Here is an 18,238-nt window from a genome sequence, read left to right on the forward strand (position 1 = left end):
ATTTGAAGAAATAGCTTTTTGTTAGATTATTTTCAGCCTATTTGTTTTTAAGAACGTAAATATGCGATGAATATTCTTTTGTACTTTTTGCTTTCCAATTTGATTTTAAACCGATGAAAAAAGCTTTGATATAATTCATTTTTCCTGTTTTGTATTTTTCAGATAAAAGGCTCACATAAAACGAATCGAACTTCATTGGAAGTATCTTTTCCAATTTCATATCTACTCTTTCAAAAAGCAATTGAATCGATTTTTTTGAAAAATGCCAAAAGTGAATTGGCACATCATAAGCGGCCCAAAAAGTTTGATAATGATTTGCATCAAACGATTTGTAGTTTGGAACCGCAATAATTAATGTTCCAGTTGGTTTCAATAAACGCTTCAATTCTTTGATTTGATTTTCTAAATCTGGCACATGTTCCAAAACATGCCACATTGTAATCACATCCAAAGAATGATTTTCTAAAGCGCTAATTTCTTCTACAAATGAAATTCCTTTTTGCTTTGCAATATTTTTTGCACGATCGCTTGGTTCTAATCCAATTGTTTCCCAACCGTCATTTTTTGCAGTTAAAAGAAAATCTCCAGTTCCAGCACCAATATCTAAAATTTTACCTTTTTGCTGTTGCTGGCTATTGATTAAATTCAATTTATTTTGAAGCGCAATATTTTTTACGAAATGATAGGCTTTTTCAAATAACGAACGTTTATTGTCTGTATGCGAAATATAATCTTCGCTTTCGTAATATCTTCCCAAATTTTGAAGTTCGGGTTGTGGAGAAGTAATTAGCATATCCAATTCTTCATCGTAATACAAATCAAAAATTTCTTTTGAAACAGAATGGTCTTTAACCGTAAGAAAATGTTTTTTATTTAAAACGTTCATTTTTTAATTTTATAGATATTGGGTTTAATTTATAGCAAATCCTAAAAACGAAATTTTATCGCTTTTAGGATTTTTTTTCTTTCTTGTTTTTTTTCTCTTTTTATCAAAATTTAAATAATCTAACATTTTTGCAAATCATTATTTTGATCAAAATTTTAAAATAGTTTATTTTCAGTTTACATTTCCACTTTCGGAACGACTAAGAATGATATATTATTATCTAAAATCATTTCATTTTTCAGAAAAAGGTTTCACGTGGAACATTATTAGTTTACGGTCGCAGTTATCAGTCACAATTGAACTGCATACTAAAAACTGCGACTGTAAACTTTTTTATCTTCCCATATAAATCAAAAGCACGGAAATATCACTTGGTGATACTCCGCTTATTCTTGAAGCTTGGGAAATAGTTACAGGACGAATCTTGCCTAATTTCTGTTTTGCTTCGATAGACATTGATTTGATTTTATTGTAGTCGAAATTTTCAGGTATTTTCACATCTTCTAAGCGATTCAACTTGTCGGCATTATTTCTTTCCTTTTCGATATATCCAGAATATTTTACCTGAATTACGGCTTGTTCTACAATTTCTTCATCAAGATCGTTTTCTTTGATATATTCAGAAACTTTTTCAAATTTCAACATATCTTCCAATTCTACTTGCGGACGAGAAAAAATCTTAAACATTTTATCTCCTTGTGAAATTGGTGCAGATTCTTTTGCTTCCAAAATCGGATTTGTTTCTGCAATGCTTACACTTGTTTCTTTGAAGAATGAAACCATCTTTTCAGATTCATTTAATTTTCTTTCCATTCTTCGTAAACGATCTTCAGACGCTAAACCAATTTCGTATGACATTGGAGTCAATCTGAAATCGGCATTATCTTGACGCAACAATGTTCTATATTCTGCTCTTGATGTAAACATACGATATGGTTCTTCTGTTCCTTTCGTAATCAAGTCATCAATTAGAACTCCGATGTATGCTTCATCACGTTTTAAAATTAATGGATCTTTTTCATGAACTTTCAAGTGTGCATTTATTCCAGCCATCAAACCTTGAGAAGCTGCTTCTTCGTAACCTGTCGTTCCGTTGATTTGTCCAGCGAAATATAATCCTTCAACTAACTTCGTTTCTAAAGTATGTTTCAATTGTGTCGGTGGAAAGAAATCATATTCTATAGCATAACCTGGTCTAAAGAATTTTACATTCTCAAAACCTGCTACCGAACGAAGCGCTTTAAATTGAATATCTTCTGGAAGTGAAGTTGAAAATCCGTTTACATAAACTTCGCAAGTATTCCATCCTTCTGGCTCAACAAATAATTGGTGACGCTCTTTATCTGCAAAACGATTTATTTTATCTTCAATGGAAGGACAATATCTTGGCCCTAAACTTTTGATTCTTCCGTTGAACATTGGAGAACGATCAAAACCTTCTCTCAAAATATCGTGAACATTCAACGACGTGTACGTCATGTAACAAGAACGTTGATGCGTTAACGGAGAAGTCACATCTGAATAAGAAAATTTATCTGGCTTAGCATCTCCTTTTTCTTCGTTCATTTTAGAATAATCTAAAGAACGTCCATCTACTCGAGGTGGCGTTCCAGTTTTCATTCTTCCAGCTTCAAAACCTGCTTTAATCAAATCTTCAGTAATTCCGGTTGCAGCACTTTCTCCTGCTCTACCTCCACCAAATTGTTTTTCTCCGATATGAATCAAACCATTCAAAAAAGTACCATTTGTCAAAACCACAGATTTGGAACAAATCTCCACACCAAGTGAAGTTCTAATTCCTTTTATCTTTCCGTTTTCAATAATTAACCCTTTCACCATTTCTTGGTAAAAATCTAAATTTGGAGTTCCCTCCAACATCATTCTCCATTCTTCTGCAAAACGCATTCTATCACTTTGAACTCTTGGCGACCACATTGCAGGTCCTTTTGATTTGTTCAGCATTTTGAATTGGATCGCAGTCTTATCTGAAACGATTCCTGAATATCCTCCAAGCGCATCGATTTCACGAACGATCTGTCCTTTTGCAATTCCTCCCATCGCAGGATTGCAAGACATCTGTGCAATGTTTTGCAAACTCATTGTAACCAATAAAGTTTTCGATCCCAAATTTGCAGCCGCTGCCGCAGCTTCAGAACCAGCATGGCCTGCACCAACCACAATAACATCGTATTCTTCTAAAAACATTTTTGTTTCATTATTCTCCAAAAACCGCTTACGCAGTTTTTAGAATTACATTTATATTTTCTTTGTTCCACGTGGAACGTGTATTTTTTTGTTTCAGGTTTGAAGTTTCAAATTTTAAGTTCAAACTGGAATCTTCAAACTGGAATCTTCAAACTGGAATCTTCAAACTGGAATCTTCAAACTGGAATCTTCAAACTGGAATCTTCAAACTGGAATCTTCAAACTGGAATCTTCAAACTAGAATCTTCAAACTAGAATCTTCAAACTAGAATCTTCAAAAGTGTTTCACGTGAAACACTTCTAACTCTTATTCTGAATTTTCATTCTGAATTTCCATTCAAAACTTCCATTCCAACCTTCCATTCTAAACTTCCATTCTAAACTTCCATTCTAAACTTCCATTCTAAACTTCCATTCTAAACTTCCATTCTAAACTTCCAATCTGAACTTCCAATCTGAACTTCCATTCTAAACTTCCATTCTAAACTTCCATTCTAAACTTCCATTCCAAACTTCCATTCCAAACTTCCATTCCAAACTTCCATTCCAAACTTCCATTCCAAACTTCCATTCCAAACTTCCATTCCAAACTTCCATTCCAAACTTCCATTCCAAACTTCCATTCCAAACTTCCATTCCAAACTTCCATTCCAAACTTCCATTCTAATCTTCCATCCTGAGCTTCCATCCTGAACTTCCATTCTGAACTTCCATTCTAAACTTCCATTCTAAACTTCCATTCTAAACTTCCATTCTAAACTTCCATTCTAAACTTCTATTCTAAATTTCCATTATGAACTTTCAAATCAGAAATCAAACTCATGTTCCACGTGAAACGTTTTAAATTTCCATCCTTAAAATATCAATTTCAAGAATCGTTCCACGTGAAATATCTTCATTATTTCATTAAAATTCAAACCTAAAAAATCGTTCCACGTGGAACGATTTAATCTTTATCCGAATTTTTTATATAACGTTCCACGTGGAATGTTATATAATTACTTTGTTTTTCTAGGTATGTTTCACGTGGAACGTTGTGAAAAATGAAATACTAAAACGTTTCACGTGGAACATATATATATTTTAGAAAGATAATTAATTACTGTTCCACGTGAAACATCTTCATCTTTTCTTCTTCTTTAGCTCTCATTAATTGAGCATCTTCATCTGTCTTATCCTTGTATCCACAGTAATGAAGTATACCATGAGACAACACTCTTTTAAGTTCCTCAGCAAATGAAACATTGAAGTCTTTTGCATTGTCTGCAACACGCTCAACAGAAATAAAAATATCTCCATTTAACTCGTTACCAACAGTATAATCAAAACTGATAATATCTGTAAGTGTATCGTGATCTAAATATTCAACATTAATCTTATGAAGATATTCATCATCACAAAATATGTAATTGATCTCTCCTTCATTCTTCTTCTCAGAAACAATTATAGCACTTAGCCAATCGCTATATGCTTGTTCATCTCCTAACTCAAAATCTGTTTCGTAATTAAAATTTATCATTTTGTATTAAAGTATTCTTGAACTTTTTGATTAAAATTCGAGCGCAAAGGTAGTGATTGTCTGTTTAATATCTCCACACTGTTTAAATATTCCAATAGTGAACTCGGTAAAGCATTCGAACGATTTGTAAATTCAGCCTTATTTGTTTCAGATTGTCTTTGTGTATCTTGCCCTTGTTGCTGAACTGCATTATTCAATTTCCATAATTCTTGTTGGATATTTAGTATACGCTGTAAATTCTCATTCTTAAATCCTTTATTTAAAATCTGCTTTTCAGATTGCTTCATTTGATCAATCACAGATTTACCTTGAGAGTCCAAACCTTTCTTTGCTAATTCTTTTTGCAATGCTTCTCTTAGTTTGACTTGCTCTTTGTAAATCTCCATGATAGCTTCTGCATCTCCTTCCCCATCTTCACCTTCATTTCCGTTCTTCTCGCCTTTTCCACTTTTCCCATCTTTACCAGAAGAACCTTTATCTCCACTTTTGTTTCCTTGGCCTTCTTTACCCTGACCATCTTTTCCTTGACCACTTTGTCCTTGTTCAGACTTTCCATCTTTTCCTTCACCAGGTTTATTACCTTGTTGTTGTCCAGATTTCATTCCGTCTTTCATCTTATCTGCAAGACCTTTTTGCTTCTGAATAATATCTGGCAATTGCATTCCTTGTCCGTCACCTGGTTTTGGTTTTCCCATTCCTGGCTTAGGCAATGACATCTGCATATTATTCAACATATCACTTAAAAAATCTGCAAGTTTATTAGCAGATGAAACTGCATATTGCTGGTGTGAAACTCCTCTAGGAATCTGAACATCGGTTAACGTTTCAATTGCCTTATCCATGTTGTATTGTACGTTTCCAATTTCTTTGGTCACATCTTCTGCCACCTTTGGGTTACGTAATGAAAGTGCAAACAAACTATCATCAACATGTCTAAACTGTTGTTTCAAATTCTGCTGAATCTTGATGTTCTTTGTAAATGTAGATGAACCTAATTTCATTGCTTTGAACTGTTTCATCACATCTTCTTGCGATAAAGAATAAGCTAAAAGGTTATCTAGAATCTGACGAAGCATTGCCACATCTTCTTCTAATTGTTCTTGTTCTCCACCTTCCATTTCACTCTGCATTTCCTGAGCCATGCTCTTCATTTTCTTCGCCGCACTTTTCTGTTTTGGCTTAGCTCCAGAAGTATTCTTTTTACTCAATTCATCAGAAGCTTTATTCAAATCATTGTCTACATCTTTCTCTTTAGAAGCATCAGAAGGAATATCCAAAGGTTTCTTTAAAGTCTTATTCTCCTCTTTCAAATCTTTTAAATCTTCTTGAATCTTATCAAAAGATTTATTTATTTCATCTTGCTTCTCTTTAGTGTTTTCTTTTTCTTTATTAGATAACTGTTCCTGTTGTTCTGACAGTTTGTTTAGTTTCTCAGCAACTTGTTCTGCTTTCTTTGAAACATAAAAACGCTTGGTCAACTCAACCAATTGTTCTAGATTACGAGATTGGTTTTTACTGATTTGTTTGAACTTTTCCATCTTATCAAACAGATCATCATTGTTCAATTTTTCATTCAAGTTCTTTAATTCGTCTAATAATTTCTGATTATTTTCTAAATCTTTCTGAGCATTATCTAAACGCTTTTGTAAATCTTCAGCTGTTTTATCTTTCTTATCATCTTTAAACTTGTCTAGATTCTGATTCATTTTCTCAGAAAATTGTTTCATCATTTCGTCTTGTTGTTTCTGACGTTTGATAAAATCATTGATCTTCTGCTGATCTTTAAACTCTAAATTGTCTTTTTCTTTTCCTGTATTTTGAAGCTTGTCCATTTCAGAAATTTGCTTCGTTTGGTTCTTCAAAGATTTAGATAAACTATTGATATTATTATTTTGCTGTTGTAATTCTTGATCTTGAATTTCATCTGTTGTTGCTACGCGATCTGTAAACGTAGAAGACTTTGTACTCTTAAATCCGTGTGGTGCATCGTTATCAAAAACTTCAAAATAGTATTCGTATGAAACACCTTCTTCAACTGGAAGGTTACTTGGAAAATTAAAAACGAATTGATCAAATACTCCAGCCTTCACAGGAATGTTTCCACGCTTAGCAGACTGAGGTTTGTTACGTTCGTAGTATACAATTTGTAGTTTAGAAAGTCCGTTGTCATCACCTAATCTTCCTAAAATATAGTTCTTATCTAGCTTCAAACTGTCTGGTGCAGGCCCCACATTAATGGTTGGATACTGATCTTTGATTACAGACAGCTGATAGTCTAATTTTTCGTAGTTTTTAACCTTATCATTTGACGTAAGAATTTGATATTCTGTATTTTGACTTATATTTTTAGCCAATTTAAACTCATTTTCTACCTTATTAAACTTGAATACTTCATTATCTCTTTTCCATGTTACTTCTTGTGTAGATTTCGTGTTCATTTTCCAAGTTACAGTAGTTCCTTCAGGTACAATTGCGTTTCCAGTTCCTTGAATTGTTTCTGATTTTTTCTTTAGATAAGAAGGAAAATTCAAAACCATTTCGAAGTTTGCAATAGATGGAACAGTTACCACTTTCAAATCATATTCTTCTGAAAGAACTGAATTTCCTTCAAAAGAAAAACGGATATCTTCTGCTGGTTTCTCCACTTTAAACTCAAACTTTCCAGGTTGAGAAGATTCCATAAAATAACTTTCGTCACCAATATGAATCATCACATTTTCTGGAACTACGTTTCCAACAGATTCCATTTTGATCACAAAATCTTTGTTTTGTTCAGCTTGTAAATTAGTATTCAAAACCACAAATTTGAAAGGAGCTGGTGGTAAAAATGCAGCATTGAAATGCACTACTCTATTCAAACTTTGAGAAATTACATTGCTATTTCCTGAAATATAAAACACCGCAAAAAGCAAAATCGGAACTAAAGCCAATGGCAAATATTTTTTATTTGCTTTAAAATTGATTGCATTTCCAAACGGAATTGGTTGCAATGAATTTGCCTTTTGCTCAATTGAAGCTAAAACTAATTCTGAACTTTCAGCATTATTTTCTGAAGACAATTGTAAAAAGTTCGTCAGCTTATCGCTCACTTCAGTGAAATGATTTCCGATAATTTTTGAAGCTTGGCTATAATCGATTCCTTTTTGAAGTTTGAATAATTTGAATAATGGAAACAGAATTAAACGAACCAAAAGGAAAACTTCAACAGCAATAAAAATCCAAAAAAGGAAAGTTCTTCCTAGTGGTTTTAGCCATAGAAAGTACTCTACAAAAAGCGTAAACAAAAAATATAATAGACCAAAACCGGTAAAAAGTAAGATCCCTTTTATCAATTCGTTGGTGTAATATTTCTTAATGAAAGCTTCTAGCTTTTGATATATTGCAGATGATGTTTTCAAAATAAATCTGTTTTAATTATAACCTATAAAAGTAGTAATTATTAATTAGATAATATTCAATTAGAAAATTAGTCAATTAAGCTTAAAACAAGAAATTATCTAATTTTCTCATTACCTAATTTTCTAATTCAGAGTCGTATCTTTGCATCAAAATTTAAACAAAATGTCAAAGCAAGTTCGTGTGCGTTTTGCACCAAGTCCGACTGGACCATTACATATTGGCGGAGTTCGTACTGCCCTATTTAATTATTTATTTGCAAAAAAACATAACGGAGTTTTCTATCTGAGAATTGAAGATACAGATCAGACTCGTTTTGTTCCTGGTGCAGAGGCTTACATTATGGAAGCTCTTGAATGGTTAGGAATTGCTCCTGAAGAAACTGTTGGAAAAAATGAAAAATTTGGTCCGTACAGACAAAGCGAACGTAAAGATTTATACCAGCAATATGCCGATCAATTAATAAATTCAGGTTGGGCATATTATGCTTTTGATACTCCGGAATCTCTTGATACTTTGAGAAAAGAGCAAGAAGCTGAAGGAAAAACATTTATTTACAATCATACAAATCGTGAAAAATTAGATACTTCATTAGTAATTTCTGCTGAAGAAACGGCTAAAAGAATTGCAAATGGAGAACATTATGTAATCCGTTTCAAAACTCCGGTTGATGAAACTTTACATTTAAAAGATATCATTCGCGGTGATGTTAAGTTTGAAACGAATCTTTTGGATGATAAAGTTTTATTCAAAAGTGACGGAATGCCAACTTACCATTTAGCAAATATTGTGGATGATCATTTGATGGAAACTTCACATGTAATTCGTGGTGAAGAATGGTTGCCATCTATGCCACTTCACGTTTTATTATACAGAGCTTTTGGTTGGGACGCTCCAGAATTTGCACACTTGCCTTTGATTTTGAAACCAGTTGGAAATGGTAAATTATCAAAAAGAGATGGAGATAAAATGGGATTCCCTGTATTTCCTTTAGAATGGAAAACAGAAGAAGGTATTTCATCTGGCTACAGAGAAAAAGGATTTTTCCCAGAAGCAGTTGTAAACTTCCTTGCTTTACTTGGATGGAATGATGGAACTGATAAAGAAATATATTCTCTAGAAGAATTGGCTGCATCTTTTGACTTGAATAGAGTTCACAAAGCTGGAGCTAAATTTGATCCTGAGAAAAACAAATGGTTCAATCACCAATATTTAGTAAAACAAAATGATGCTGATTTAGCAAAAACCTTCTCTCCTATTTTAGAAGAAAAAGGTTTCTCTACTCCTATCGAAGTGACAACTAGAATTGTTTCTTTGATTAAAGAAAGAGCCAATTTCGTTTCTGATTTTTGGGAGTTAACAGATTTCTTTTTCCAAGCGCCAACATCTTATGATGAGAAAGCAAGCAAAAACTGGAAAGAAGAAACTCCAGCTTTAATGCAAGAATTGATTTCTGTTTTAGAAAATATTGAAGATTTTACTTCAGCAAATATTGAAACAATTGTGAAAGATTGGTTAACTAAAAACGAAATCGGAATGGGTAAAGTTATGCAACCTTTCCGTTTAAGTTTGGTTGGAGCTTTGAAAGGTCCTCACCTATTTGACATTGTAGAAATTATTGGAAAAGAAGAAACTATTTCTAGAATTCAGAAAGCAATTTCAACGCTATAGTTTTAAAAATATAAACTAAATATTAAACGCTAAGAAACATCTACAAAATGTTCTTAGCGTTTTTTTAATGTTTGATAATTTTATTTTAGAAGAATTTTCGTAATTTACCAAAATCATAAATATAAATTAATATCACCATGAACACAGCATTAATTATCTTTTTAGTATTGGCATTCTTCATTTTTATGTCGTCTTTCTTTACTGTAAAACAACAATCTTCTGTAATTATCGAACGTTTTGGAAAATTCCAAAGTGTAAGAAATTCAGGATTACAACTTAAAATTCCGATGGTTGACAGATTGGCCGGAAGAGTAAATCTTAAAATTCAGCAACTAGATGTTATCATCGAAACTAAAACTAGAGACAACGTTTTTATCAAAATGAAAGTTTCAGTTCAGTTTAAAGTAATTCAAGATAAAGTTTACGAAGCATTTTATAAGTTAGAATATCCGCACGATCAGATTACATCTTATGTTTTTGACGTAGTTCGTGCCGAAGTTCCGAAACTAAAATTGGATGATGTTTTTGAAAGAAAAGATGATATTGCTGTTGCAGTAAAACGTGAGTTGAACGAAGCAATGTCTACTTACGGATATGATATCATCAATACTTTGGTTACAGATATTGATCCAGACATCCAGGTAAAAAATGCGATGAACAGAATCAACGCTGCTGATAGAGAAAAAACTGCTGCAGAATTTGAAGCTGAAAGTTCAAGAATTAGAATCGTTGCAAAAGCAAAAGCCGAAGCAGAAAGTAAACGTTTACAAGGTCAAGGTATTGCAGATCAACGTCGTGAAATTGCAAGAGGTCTTGTAGAAAGTGTTGAAGTTTTGAACAATGTTGGAATTAATTCTCAAGAAGCTTCTGCCCTAATTGTAGTTACTCAACATTACGATACTTTGCAAGCAATTGGAGCTGATGCAAATTCAAACTTAATTCTTCTTCCAAATTCTCCACAAGCTGGAAGCGACATGTTGAATAATATGGTTGCTTCTTTTACAGCTTCTAACCAAGTTGGAGAAATGATGAAAAAGACCAATAAGAAAATTGAAAAACCAAAACCAACTCACAGAGAATCTGGTTACGAAGATGACATTCAACCAGATATTCAACAATAATTTGAAAATAAAAAAGAGGCTTAATTGCCTCTTTTTTTATTCATAAACCAATTGATCACAAATGGTAAAATGGATTGTAAAATTTCTGGGAATGATTTTCTAACATAACCTGTATAAGATGAAACAAAACCATTTACAATATTTTGCGGTGTAATGCTTTCTTTAGTTTTCTGAAAACTTAAAACCAATTTCTGATAATTGATCTCTTTCTCGAGTTTCAGAATTTCCAGATCTCTTTCAATCTCAGCATACGAAGAGTATTTTTTTCTTTCCATAAATTAATCATTAAAAAAGATTTCTGAAAATTTCTCCAAAATTGGTCCTTCAACAAACTTGTCTTTTACAAAGAAAAGTAAAATTGTAAAGAAAAGATAGATCCCTCCTACTGCCAAAAATCCGAGAGCATTACTTTCAAACAAAGAACCAAAAGCATAAGCTGCGGCGAAAGATCCAAAAATCATAACCATACTGAAACATAATAAAATCAGCGTAAACTTAAAAATCAAAGTTGTCGATTTCATTGCAACCTTAAAACCCCAAAGTTTGTAATACGCTAAATGACTTTCAATATATTCTTTAGCCTGATCTTGAACTTTATCAGTGTTTTCTTTTAATTCTTCAAAAGCCATAATTATAATTTTAAAAAAAAAAGCACAAAACTACTTATAAAATAAGTCAGTAATGTGCTTTATGTAATTGTTATTATTTTTGAAGTTTAGCGTTCTGCGCTTTTAAATCAGCAAGTTTAGTTTCCAAAAAAGTAATTACTTCTTCGGTTTTATGACTAACATTTGAAAGTAACTCTGTTAATGTCCCGTCAAGATTATGAGTTGCACTTGTAAATTTTTCACGAAGAACTTCAGAACTAGCATCAAAAGAATCTTTGATATTGTGCTTAGCATCATCAATACCTTCTTTAAGTTTTGATCGAGTTTTAGATCCTTTATCTGGTGCAAACAAAATTCCGATTGCCGCTCCCGCAGCTGCCGCAGCTAGAATTGCCGCTGCTGTATTTAAATTCTTAGACATGATGGTTACAATTTAAAATTATTAATTAAAGATACTGATTTTTAAAACGATAAAACTTTGATAAATTGTAATTTACAAAAAATTAACAGTCTTATTAATACACATAAGCCACAGCTTCATACTTACCATCTCCTTTTTCGACAATGCTAACAAAAGGATAACCATTTGAAGCTGATTTAGTTTTAATTCTCATAGCAGTCTGATTCTGATTTGCAATTGGCGGTTCGCCTTTTGTCCTAGTCGATACACCTGTAAAACTAGCAACTTGTTTCAGTCCTATTGTTTTTTCTTGTGGCAAAACAGTTACCATTTTGTAATCGTCTTTTGAATCAACTACTATTTTATCAGAAACTTTCTGAGTTTGTTTTGATTGCTTATTTGTAATTGATGAAACAGCGTGTTTACTAATTTTGATCTCTTCAAAACTTCCGTTTAAAGAATAATAAACAAAACCGTTTTCAGTTTTAATAAAATTTACATCAAGTTGCTCTCCATTGTGTTTTGTAATTTGATGTGTTTGCGAAATTGCTACGTTAGCAAATAATAAAGCTAGTGCGAAATATAAAATTTTCATGATAATTAGATTTAAATTAAAAATTGTCAGACTTTGAAATTTAAAAACTAAACTTTCACACAAATTCAACATTATGGAATTTTGCACATTATAATCTAATTTGAAAAATATTTTTTAGGCAAAATATTATCAAAATTACATCATAATAAAAATCAGAACATAAAATTGTCTTTTTGGGAAATCAGTTTTGAAAATCTATTATTATAAAAATTACGAGTTTCTAAAAACAATAAATTTCAACTTAGATTCTTTACGGCAAATTTTAATTTTTACAAAAATCATCTCTGACTTTTGATATTGAGTTAAAAATAGCAGTTTTATAAACAATTGTATGTTAACAAGCCGTTAAACTGACTAAAATAACAGTAAAAATCAAAATAAAGACCGTAAATAAACAATCATTTAAAAAATGAGTAATATATCTATTAAGTTTAAAAAACGTCTTAAAATCAATTTATGGAGGTTAAAATCAATCTATAAAAACTATAAATTTTAGTTTTTTAATCATTTTTATAAATAATAGATAAAATTTTAGTTTTATAAAAATCAATAATAATATCTTATACTTTAAAATTGAAGTCAAAAAAATAAAATATAAGAAAAAACTTAATTTAAAATTTCAAGAAGAAATAAAGAGTCTTAGCAAATGAAAAACAAAAATGATCTTCTCTACTCTACCATTTTTATTTTAATGTGAACATAATTTATCAAGATTATTTTATATCAATGAATCAAATCAAAATTTTAAATAAAATAGGTTTTATAAATAATAAATAGTATTAAATTAAAAAAATAAAGTAATAGATTTTAAAAATAATAATCATATATATATATAAAATAAAATTTAAATAGATTATATTAATAATAATAAATATTAATATAAAATTAAAATTATATAGATTTAATTAATAATAAATACTATTGATTTAAAACATTAAAATAAATAAATTTATCTTATGAATTTGAAATTTATAGCAAAATTGGAAGTCAAAAAATAGAAAAACTTAAATAAAAGGTTTTAAGAAACTATAATTTAAAAAATGAATTGGTTATCAAACAAAATTTATTTTTACATTAAAATCAATTTATGAAAGCTATTTTTAATATATAAAATAAATTAAAAATATAAAATTGATAGATTTTATAAATAATAAATTTTTATAATTAAAAATACAAAATTACATCAATTAAAGTTATAATATCAAATTTGATAGTAAAATCGGGAGCTGAAAAAGTATAAAATTAAAATAAAGACTTCTAATAAACTGAAAATTAAAAAACGAATTAGTTATTCAATTAAATTTATTTTTCTATTAAAATCAATTTATGAGAGTCACTTTTAATATATAAAAATTATAAAATTTTAAATATTGATAGTAAATCTATATAATAAAAAAAAGCGCTTATAAAAGCGCTTTTCATAAATTTAGTTGATATTACTTCTTCACCATTTCAGAAAGAATTTCATTTTCTCTTTCCGAAGCATTTTTTGGTGGATTTGAATATAATTTCAAAATTTCGTCATCATATTGATTTCTAAAACTTTCATTTTCAATATCTCTTAAGTTTAAAAGTGCTTTTGATCTCACATAAGTCGATTCACTTTTTAAAGACATTGAATATAATTTCTTAATATCTTCTTCTTCAAAATCTGTAGATTTCCAGTTAGAATATTTCAAAATAAACTGAGAAAACAACAGCGAAGCCTTATTATTGTTGATATTTTTCTTTAATGAATTCTGAATCAAAGAGAAACTTGAAACATTTTTGATGTTCTCCCCTATTGCACTTTCAATTGCAATTCGTTCAGGTTTAGTTTCAACTTTGAAGTATTTGTTAATATCTTTCAAAGAATTATTAAGGCTATTTTCCTCTTTTTTACCTTTTTCTTCCCAAGCATCTTTCAATCCAACAGTTTTGTTAAATACTAATTTTGAAGGAGTTGAGTCTTTATCAACAGTAAAATATCCTAAACGTTGAAACTGAAATTTATCTTCATTTTGAGCTGTTGATAAACTTGGTTCAACAAATCCAGTAACGATTTCTAAAGAATTTGGATTCACAAAATCTAAGAAATTTTTCTCTTTATAACTGTCTGGAGCTTCATCTGTAAACAGACGATCGTACAAACGAACTTCTGCTTCAACTGCATGTTGAATAGAAACCCAATGCAATGTTCCAGACACTTTTCTTTGACTTGCTTCTGTCCCGCTTCCGCTTAAAGAATCGGTATCATACGTCACATGAATTTCTGTAATGTTTCCTTCAGCATCTTTTATAACTGATTCTCCTTTAATAATATATGCATTTTTAAGGCGCACTTCTTTTCCTAAAGTCAAACGGAAATATTTAGCTGGAGCTTCTTCTAAAAAGTCTTCTCTTTCAATGTATAATTCACGAGAAAAAGGCACTTTTCTGAAACCTGCATTTTCATCTTCCTGATTATTTTCAGCTTCCAACCACTCTTCTTTTCCTTCCGGATAATTGGTAATTACCACTTTTACAGGATCTAAAACTGCCATTACACGAGGTGCAATTTTGTTCAAATCTTCACGAATACAAAACTCTAAAACTGATACATTTATTAAATTATCACGTTTTGCAATTCCGATTGTATTAGCAAAATTACGTAAAGAAGCAGCTGTATAACCACGTCTTCTTAATCCTGAAATTGTTGACATCCTTGGATCATCCCAACCGTTAACATGCTTTTCTTTAACTAGTTGCTGTAATTTTCTTTTACTAACAACGGTATGTGATAAGTTACGTCTTGCAAATTCTCTTTGCTTTGGACGTATGTTATTTTCATCTAAAATCTGATCTAAAAACCAATCGTATAATTCACGGTGAGGCAAGAATTCTAGTGTACAAAATGAGTGTGAAATAGCTTCTAAATAATCACTTTGTCCATGCGCCCAATCGTACATTGGATAGATTTTCCAGGCATCGCCCGTTCTATGGTGATGTTTGTGTAAAATTCTGTACATGATAGGATCACGCATCAACATATTGGTTGATTTCATGTCAATTTTTGCACGAAGAATATGTGTACCAGCCTCAAATTCACCGTTTTTCATTCTTTCGAATAAATCTAAATTTTCTTCTACAGAACGATTTCTAAACGGACTATCTGTTCCGGTTGTTGACGGAGTTCCTTTTTGAATCGCCATATCTTCAGAAGATTGACTATCAACATACGCTTTATCTTTTTTAATTAATAAAACGGCCCAATCATACAATTGCTGAAAATAATCTGACGCATAACGTTCTTCTGCCCAGGTATAACCCAGCCATTCAACATCTTTTTTAATAGCATCAACAAATTCCTGTTCTTCTTTTTCTGGATTTGTATCGTCAAAACGTAAATTTACAGGTGACTGATAATCAATACCTAAACCAAAATTTAATGCAATAGAACTTGCGTGCCCAATGTGTAAATAACCATTTGGTTCTGGTGGAAAACGAAAATGAAGTTTATTTTGTGAAAGACCTGATTTTAAATCTTCCTCTATGATTTGTTCAATAAAATTGAGTGATTTCTCTTCTGATGCCATTATTTTATACTAATTTTAGCAAAGATAAAAAAAAGGTTTCAGGTTTCAGGTTTAAAGTTACTTAAGTGGCGCAAAACCTGAAACTTTAAACCTGAAACAATAAAAAAATGGGAGTTATTAAACTAAAAAATGTCCGTACTTTTTCATACCACGGATGTTTAATTGAAGAAGGAAAAATAGGATCTGATTATACTGTTGATCTAAAAATTAAAACCAATTTACAGAAATCAGCACAAACTGATCATCTTTTAGATACTGTTGATTACGTTCATTTGAACAAAATTGTAGCTGAAGAAATGGCAATTCGTTCGCATTTATTAGAACATGTAGCCAAAAGAATCAATATTCGAGTGCTGGCAGAGATAGAAACTGTAGAAAAAACAACAGTTTGGGTTTCTAAAATTAATCCTCCTATTGGTGGTGATGTTGAGTCAGTTACTATAAAAATGACGGAAATTAGAAAGTAATCATTCAAATTAAATCTGTATTTTTTTAAAATAGTTTAGTTGAAACTTTTGAAATCTAAAGATTTTAGTTACTTTTGCCATCCGTTCAAGTAATGGCGTCGTGGCCGAGCGGCTAGGCTGGGCTCTGCAAAAGCTCCTACTCCGGTTCGAATCCGGACGATGCCTCAAAAACCTTCAAAGCAATTTGAAGGTTTTTTTATGCCTAATTTTTATAAAAAATTAATTAAAATATATTGGTTCGAATCCAAACGATAAATCAGAAAGAGATACAGAAATTTGTCTCTTTTTTTTATATCTAATTTTTCACAATCTTGTCATTTTTATGAAGGAGAAATGATAAACTGAATCTGTAAATAGCCAACTTGTCAAAATTTTAAACGAACGTTATAAACACAAAAAAGCCTCTGAAAATCAGAGGCTTTTTTGATATAATTTGAGTTATTAACAACTACTTCTTCTCTATTCTTTCGAATGCGTTTTTAACCATTTCTTTCTCTTTTGGAAACCAGCCTTGAATTACTAAAGCAAATCCGAAAATCATTAAAACAACACTAATTCCTTTTTTTATTTTTACGATATTAGTTGGAGTCATTTTTGATTTTAACTGTTTGGCTAATAAAATTTTAGCACAATCAATTAATAAATAAGTGATAATTACTGCAGTAAAAAATGTCATCATTCTTGAAGTCTGCATATCTAATTTTGGTCCTACAGAAATAATTACTGCCAACCAGAATCCTAAAACTCCAATATTAATAACATTCAGTAAAAAGCCTTTTACAAACAAACTTCCATAGTTTCTTTTTAAAATATCACGGTCGATTTCTTCATCGTTTATTTTTTCTTCTTTTTTTAGTTTTACAAACGAAATAATACCATAAGAAAGCATAACAATACCGCCAAAAATAAAAAGAGCTGGATCATCTTTTAAACTCGCAATCAATCTGTAACTTCCTAAATAAGCGATAGCAATAAAAAAAATATCGCCTAATACTACGCCTAAATCAAAAACAATTGCAGATCTAAAACCTTTTGTGATACTGGTTTCTAATAAAACAAAAAATACTGGTCCTACCATAAAGCTGAGAACAAGTCCCCAGGGAAGCCCCGCTAGAATATCATTAATCATCAATTACGAATTGTTATTTTACTTCTTCAATTTTACCTCCAAAAACTGTTTTTTGGTTTATTTGTTTTGGTTTTCCATAAATGTAAATAGAGCCTCCTGCGCTCACTTTTGCTTCAACAAGAGTAGAAGCATTAACATCTGCTTTTCCTCCCGCAGAAACGCTTACAGTAGTCTGAGAAGTACTCAATTTACTTGCTAGCAAATAACCTCCAGCTCCTAAACTAGCATCTTGATTTGACGCTTTACCCGTTAATGTAATTGAACCTCCTGATACTGAGCTTACTTTCAGTTTATCAACATCTAAATCAACATTAATGACTGCACCTTCTTGTGCACTTACTTTAAACGAAGTTGCTTTAATAACTTCATTGCTTGTTACAGTTGCTCCTTCATTAGCATCAATCAATTCTATATGTTTGTAATATAAAGTAATATCAAGATCATTTCCTGATAGAAGTTTTGGAAAAGGCATTCTTAGTTTCAAAATACCATTTTTATTAACAGCTTCTAGTTCTGCTTCTCTTGCTCCTTTTATAACAATTTTATTTTCAGAACCTTGAACTAATTTTACGCTTAATTTATCAAACACTTTAACGGTATCAAAATCACCCAACTCTTTGGTAACCTGACCAAAAGACATTTGTACAAATAAAATTGCTGCTCCTATAATTAGCTTTTTCATACTTT

The 18,238-nt window shown here is 30.9% G+C and carries 16 protein-coding genes and 1 tRNA gene; 5 read left to right on the top strand and 12 right to left on the bottom strand.

Annotated features, from left to right (window positions below; all coding sequences use genetic code 11):
- Positions 1–37: 37 nt before the first annotated feature.
- Together QLQ96_RS04935 and mnmG are read right to left on the bottom strand one after the other, a co-directional pair.
- Complete coding sequence (locus tag QLQ96_RS04935) at positions 38–886, bottom strand: class I SAM-dependent methyltransferase (protein WP_482495169.1); 849 nt, start codon at positions 884–886, stop codon at positions 38–40.
- 333 nt (positions 887–1,219) lie between these two features.
- The gene (gene mnmG / locus QLQ96_RS04940; protein ID WP_482495170.1) at positions 1,220–3,091 is read right to left on the bottom strand and encodes a tRNA uridine-5-carboxymethylaminomethyl(34) synthesis enzyme MnmG; all 1,872 of its coding nucleotides are present in this window, start codon (positions 3,089–3,091) and stop codon (positions 1,220–1,222) included.
- Positions 3,092–3,190: 99 nt separating this feature from the next.
- Between mnmG and QLQ96_RS04945 the strand changes: the two genes are divergently transcribed.
- Complete coding sequence (locus QLQ96_RS04945; protein WP_482495172.1) at positions 3,191–3,346, top strand: UBA domain-containing protein; 156 nt, start codon at positions 3,191–3,193, stop codon at positions 3,344–3,346.
- A gap of 239 nt (positions 3,347–3,585) precedes the next feature.
- On the opposite strand, the gene QLQ96_RS04950 is transcribed toward QLQ96_RS04945, so the two are convergent.
- The 3 genes from QLQ96_RS04950 to QLQ96_RS04960 form a co-directional block, all read right to left on the bottom strand.
- Positions 3,586–3,792 carry a hypothetical protein gene (locus tag QLQ96_RS04950; RefSeq protein WP_482495174.1) on the bottom strand — a complete coding sequence of 69 codons (207 nt, stop codon included), beginning with the start codon at positions 3,790–3,792 and terminating at the stop codon, positions 3,586–3,588.
- Between the two features lie 398 nt (positions 3,793–4,190).
- Entirely contained in the window at positions 4,191–4,610 is a 420-nt protein-coding gene (gene ybeY, locus QLQ96_RS04955; RefSeq protein WP_482495176.1) for an rRNA maturation RNase YbeY, read from the bottom strand.
- Complete coding sequence (locus QLQ96_RS04960) at positions 4,607–8,008, bottom strand: coiled-coil domain-containing protein (RefSeq protein WP_482495177.1); 3,402 nt, start codon at positions 8,006–8,008, stop codon at positions 4,607–4,609. The genes ybeY and QLQ96_RS04960 overlap by 4 nt, the downstream gene beginning before the upstream one ends.
- A gap of 163 nt (positions 8,009–8,171) precedes the next feature.
- On the opposite strand from QLQ96_RS04960, the gene gltX reads away from it, so the two are divergent.
- Together gltX and QLQ96_RS04970 are read left to right on the top strand one after the other, a co-directional pair.
- Complete coding sequence (gltX, locus tag QLQ96_RS04965; RefSeq protein WP_482495179.1) at positions 8,172–9,677, top strand: glutamate--tRNA ligase; 1,506 nt, start codon at positions 8,172–8,174, stop codon at positions 9,675–9,677.
- A gap of 137 nt (positions 9,678–9,814) precedes the next feature.
- Positions 9,815–10,798 carry an SPFH domain-containing protein gene (locus tag QLQ96_RS04970; protein ID WP_482495181.1) on the top strand — a complete coding sequence of 328 codons (984 nt, stop codon included), beginning with the start codon at positions 9,815–9,817 and terminating at the stop codon, positions 10,796–10,798.
- A 20-nt stretch (positions 10,799–10,818) separates the two neighbouring features.
- On the opposite strand, the gene QLQ96_RS04975 is transcribed toward QLQ96_RS04970, so the two are convergent.
- From QLQ96_RS04975 to QLQ96_RS04995, 5 genes are all read right to left on the bottom strand, one after another.
- Positions 10,819–11,073: a DUF6327 family protein gene (locus QLQ96_RS04975; protein ID WP_482495183.1), complete on the bottom strand. Its 255-nt coding sequence runs from the start codon at positions 11,071–11,073 to the stop codon at positions 10,819–10,821.
- Positions 11,074–11,076: 3 nt separating this feature from the next.
- Positions 11,077–11,427, bottom strand: coding sequence for a competence protein (locus QLQ96_RS04980; protein WP_482495185.1), 351 nt, complete (start codon positions 11,425–11,427; stop codon positions 11,077–11,079).
- Between the two features lie 73 nt (positions 11,428–11,500).
- Positions 11,501–11,827, bottom strand: coding sequence for a YtxH domain-containing protein (locus tag QLQ96_RS04985; protein ID WP_482495187.1), 327 nt, complete (start codon positions 11,825–11,827; stop codon positions 11,501–11,503).
- A gap of 94 nt (positions 11,828–11,921) precedes the next feature.
- Entirely contained in the window at positions 11,922–12,401 is a 480-nt protein-coding gene (locus tag QLQ96_RS04990; RefSeq protein ID WP_482495189.1) for a hypothetical protein, read from the bottom strand.
- 1,436 nt (positions 12,402–13,837) lie between these two features.
- Positions 13,838–15,955, bottom strand: a complete 2,118-nt coding sequence (locus tag QLQ96_RS04995) for a glutamine--tRNA ligase/YqeY domain fusion protein (RefSeq protein ID WP_482495191.1) — start codon at positions 15,953–15,955, stop codon at positions 13,838–13,840.
- A 107-nt stretch (positions 15,956–16,062) separates the two neighbouring features.
- Between QLQ96_RS04995 and folB the strand changes: the two genes are divergently transcribed.
- Both folB and QLQ96_RS05005 read left to right on the top strand, forming a co-directional pair.
- Positions 16,063–16,422 carry a dihydroneopterin aldolase gene (folB, locus tag QLQ96_RS05000; RefSeq protein WP_482495193.1) on the top strand — a complete coding sequence of 120 codons (360 nt, stop codon included), beginning with the start codon at positions 16,063–16,065 and terminating at the stop codon, positions 16,420–16,422.
- A gap of 94 nt (positions 16,423–16,516) precedes the next feature.
- Positions 16,517–16,587: transfer RNA gene (locus tag QLQ96_RS05005), tRNA-Cys, on the top strand.
- 283 nt (positions 16,588–16,870) lie between these two features.
- Here the strand turns inward: QLQ96_RS05005 and QLQ96_RS05010 are convergent.
- Together QLQ96_RS05010 and QLQ96_RS05015 are read right to left on the bottom strand one after the other, a co-directional pair.
- Complete coding sequence (locus tag QLQ96_RS05010; protein WP_482495195.1) at positions 16,871–17,551, bottom strand: LysE family translocator; 681 nt, start codon at positions 17,549–17,551, stop codon at positions 16,871–16,873.
- Between the two features lie 13 nt (positions 17,552–17,564).
- Positions 17,565–18,233, bottom strand: coding sequence for a head GIN domain-containing protein (locus QLQ96_RS05015; RefSeq protein WP_482495197.1), 669 nt, complete (start codon positions 18,231–18,233; stop codon positions 17,565–17,567).
- Between the last annotated feature and the right edge of the window lie 5 nt (positions 18,234–18,238).

The sequence above is a fragment of the Flavobacterium sp. B167r genome (genome assembly GCF_056824315.1).

Coding starts and splice junctions, on each gene's coding strand:
- ybeY (WP_482495176.1), bottom strand. CDS start 4,610: ATGATAAATTTTAATTACGAAACAGATTTTGAGTTAGGAGATGAACAA.
- QLQ96_RS04995 (WP_482495191.1), bottom strand. CDS start 15,955: ATGGCATCAGAAGAGAAATCACTCAATTTTATTGAACAAATCATAGAG.
- mnmG (WP_482495170.1), bottom strand. CDS start 3,091: ATGTTTTTAGAAGAATACGATGTTATTGTGGTTGGTGCAGGCCATGCT.
- QLQ96_RS04970 (WP_482495181.1), top strand. CDS start 9,815: ATGAACACAGCATTAATTATCTTTTTAGTATTGGCATTCTTCATTTTT.
- QLQ96_RS04985 (WP_482495187.1), bottom strand. CDS start 11,827: ATGTCTAAGAATTTAAATACAGCAGCGGCAATTCTAGCTGCGGCAGCT.
- folB (WP_482495193.1), top strand. CDS start 16,063: ATGGGAGTTATTAAACTAAAAAATGTCCGTACTTTTTCATACCACGGA.
- QLQ96_RS04990 (WP_482495189.1), bottom strand. CDS start 12,401: ATGAAAATTTTATATTTCGCACTAGCTTTATTATTTGCTAACGTAGCA.
- QLQ96_RS04980 (WP_482495185.1), bottom strand. CDS start 11,427: ATGGCTTTTGAAGAATTAAAAGAAAACACTGATAAAGTTCAAGATCAG.
- QLQ96_RS04950 (WP_482495174.1), bottom strand. CDS start 3,792: ATGGAAGTTCAGGATGGAAGCTCAGGATGGAAGATTAGAATGGAAGTT.
- gltX (WP_482495179.1), top strand. CDS start 8,172: ATGTCAAAGCAAGTTCGTGTGCGTTTTGCACCAAGTCCGACTGGACCA.
- QLQ96_RS05010 (WP_482495195.1), bottom strand. CDS start 17,551: ATGATTAATGATATTCTAGCGGGGCTTCCCTGGGGACTTGTTCTCAGC.
- QLQ96_RS04935 (WP_482495169.1), bottom strand. CDS start 886: ATGAACGTTTTAAATAAAAAACATTTTCTTACGGTTAAAGACCATTCT.
- QLQ96_RS05015 (WP_482495197.1), bottom strand. CDS start 18,233: ATGAAAAAGCTAATTATAGGAGCAGCAATTTTATTTGTACAAATGTCT.
- QLQ96_RS04975 (WP_482495183.1), bottom strand. CDS start 11,073: ATGGAAAGAAAAAAATACTCTTCGTATGCTGAGATTGAAAGAGATCTG.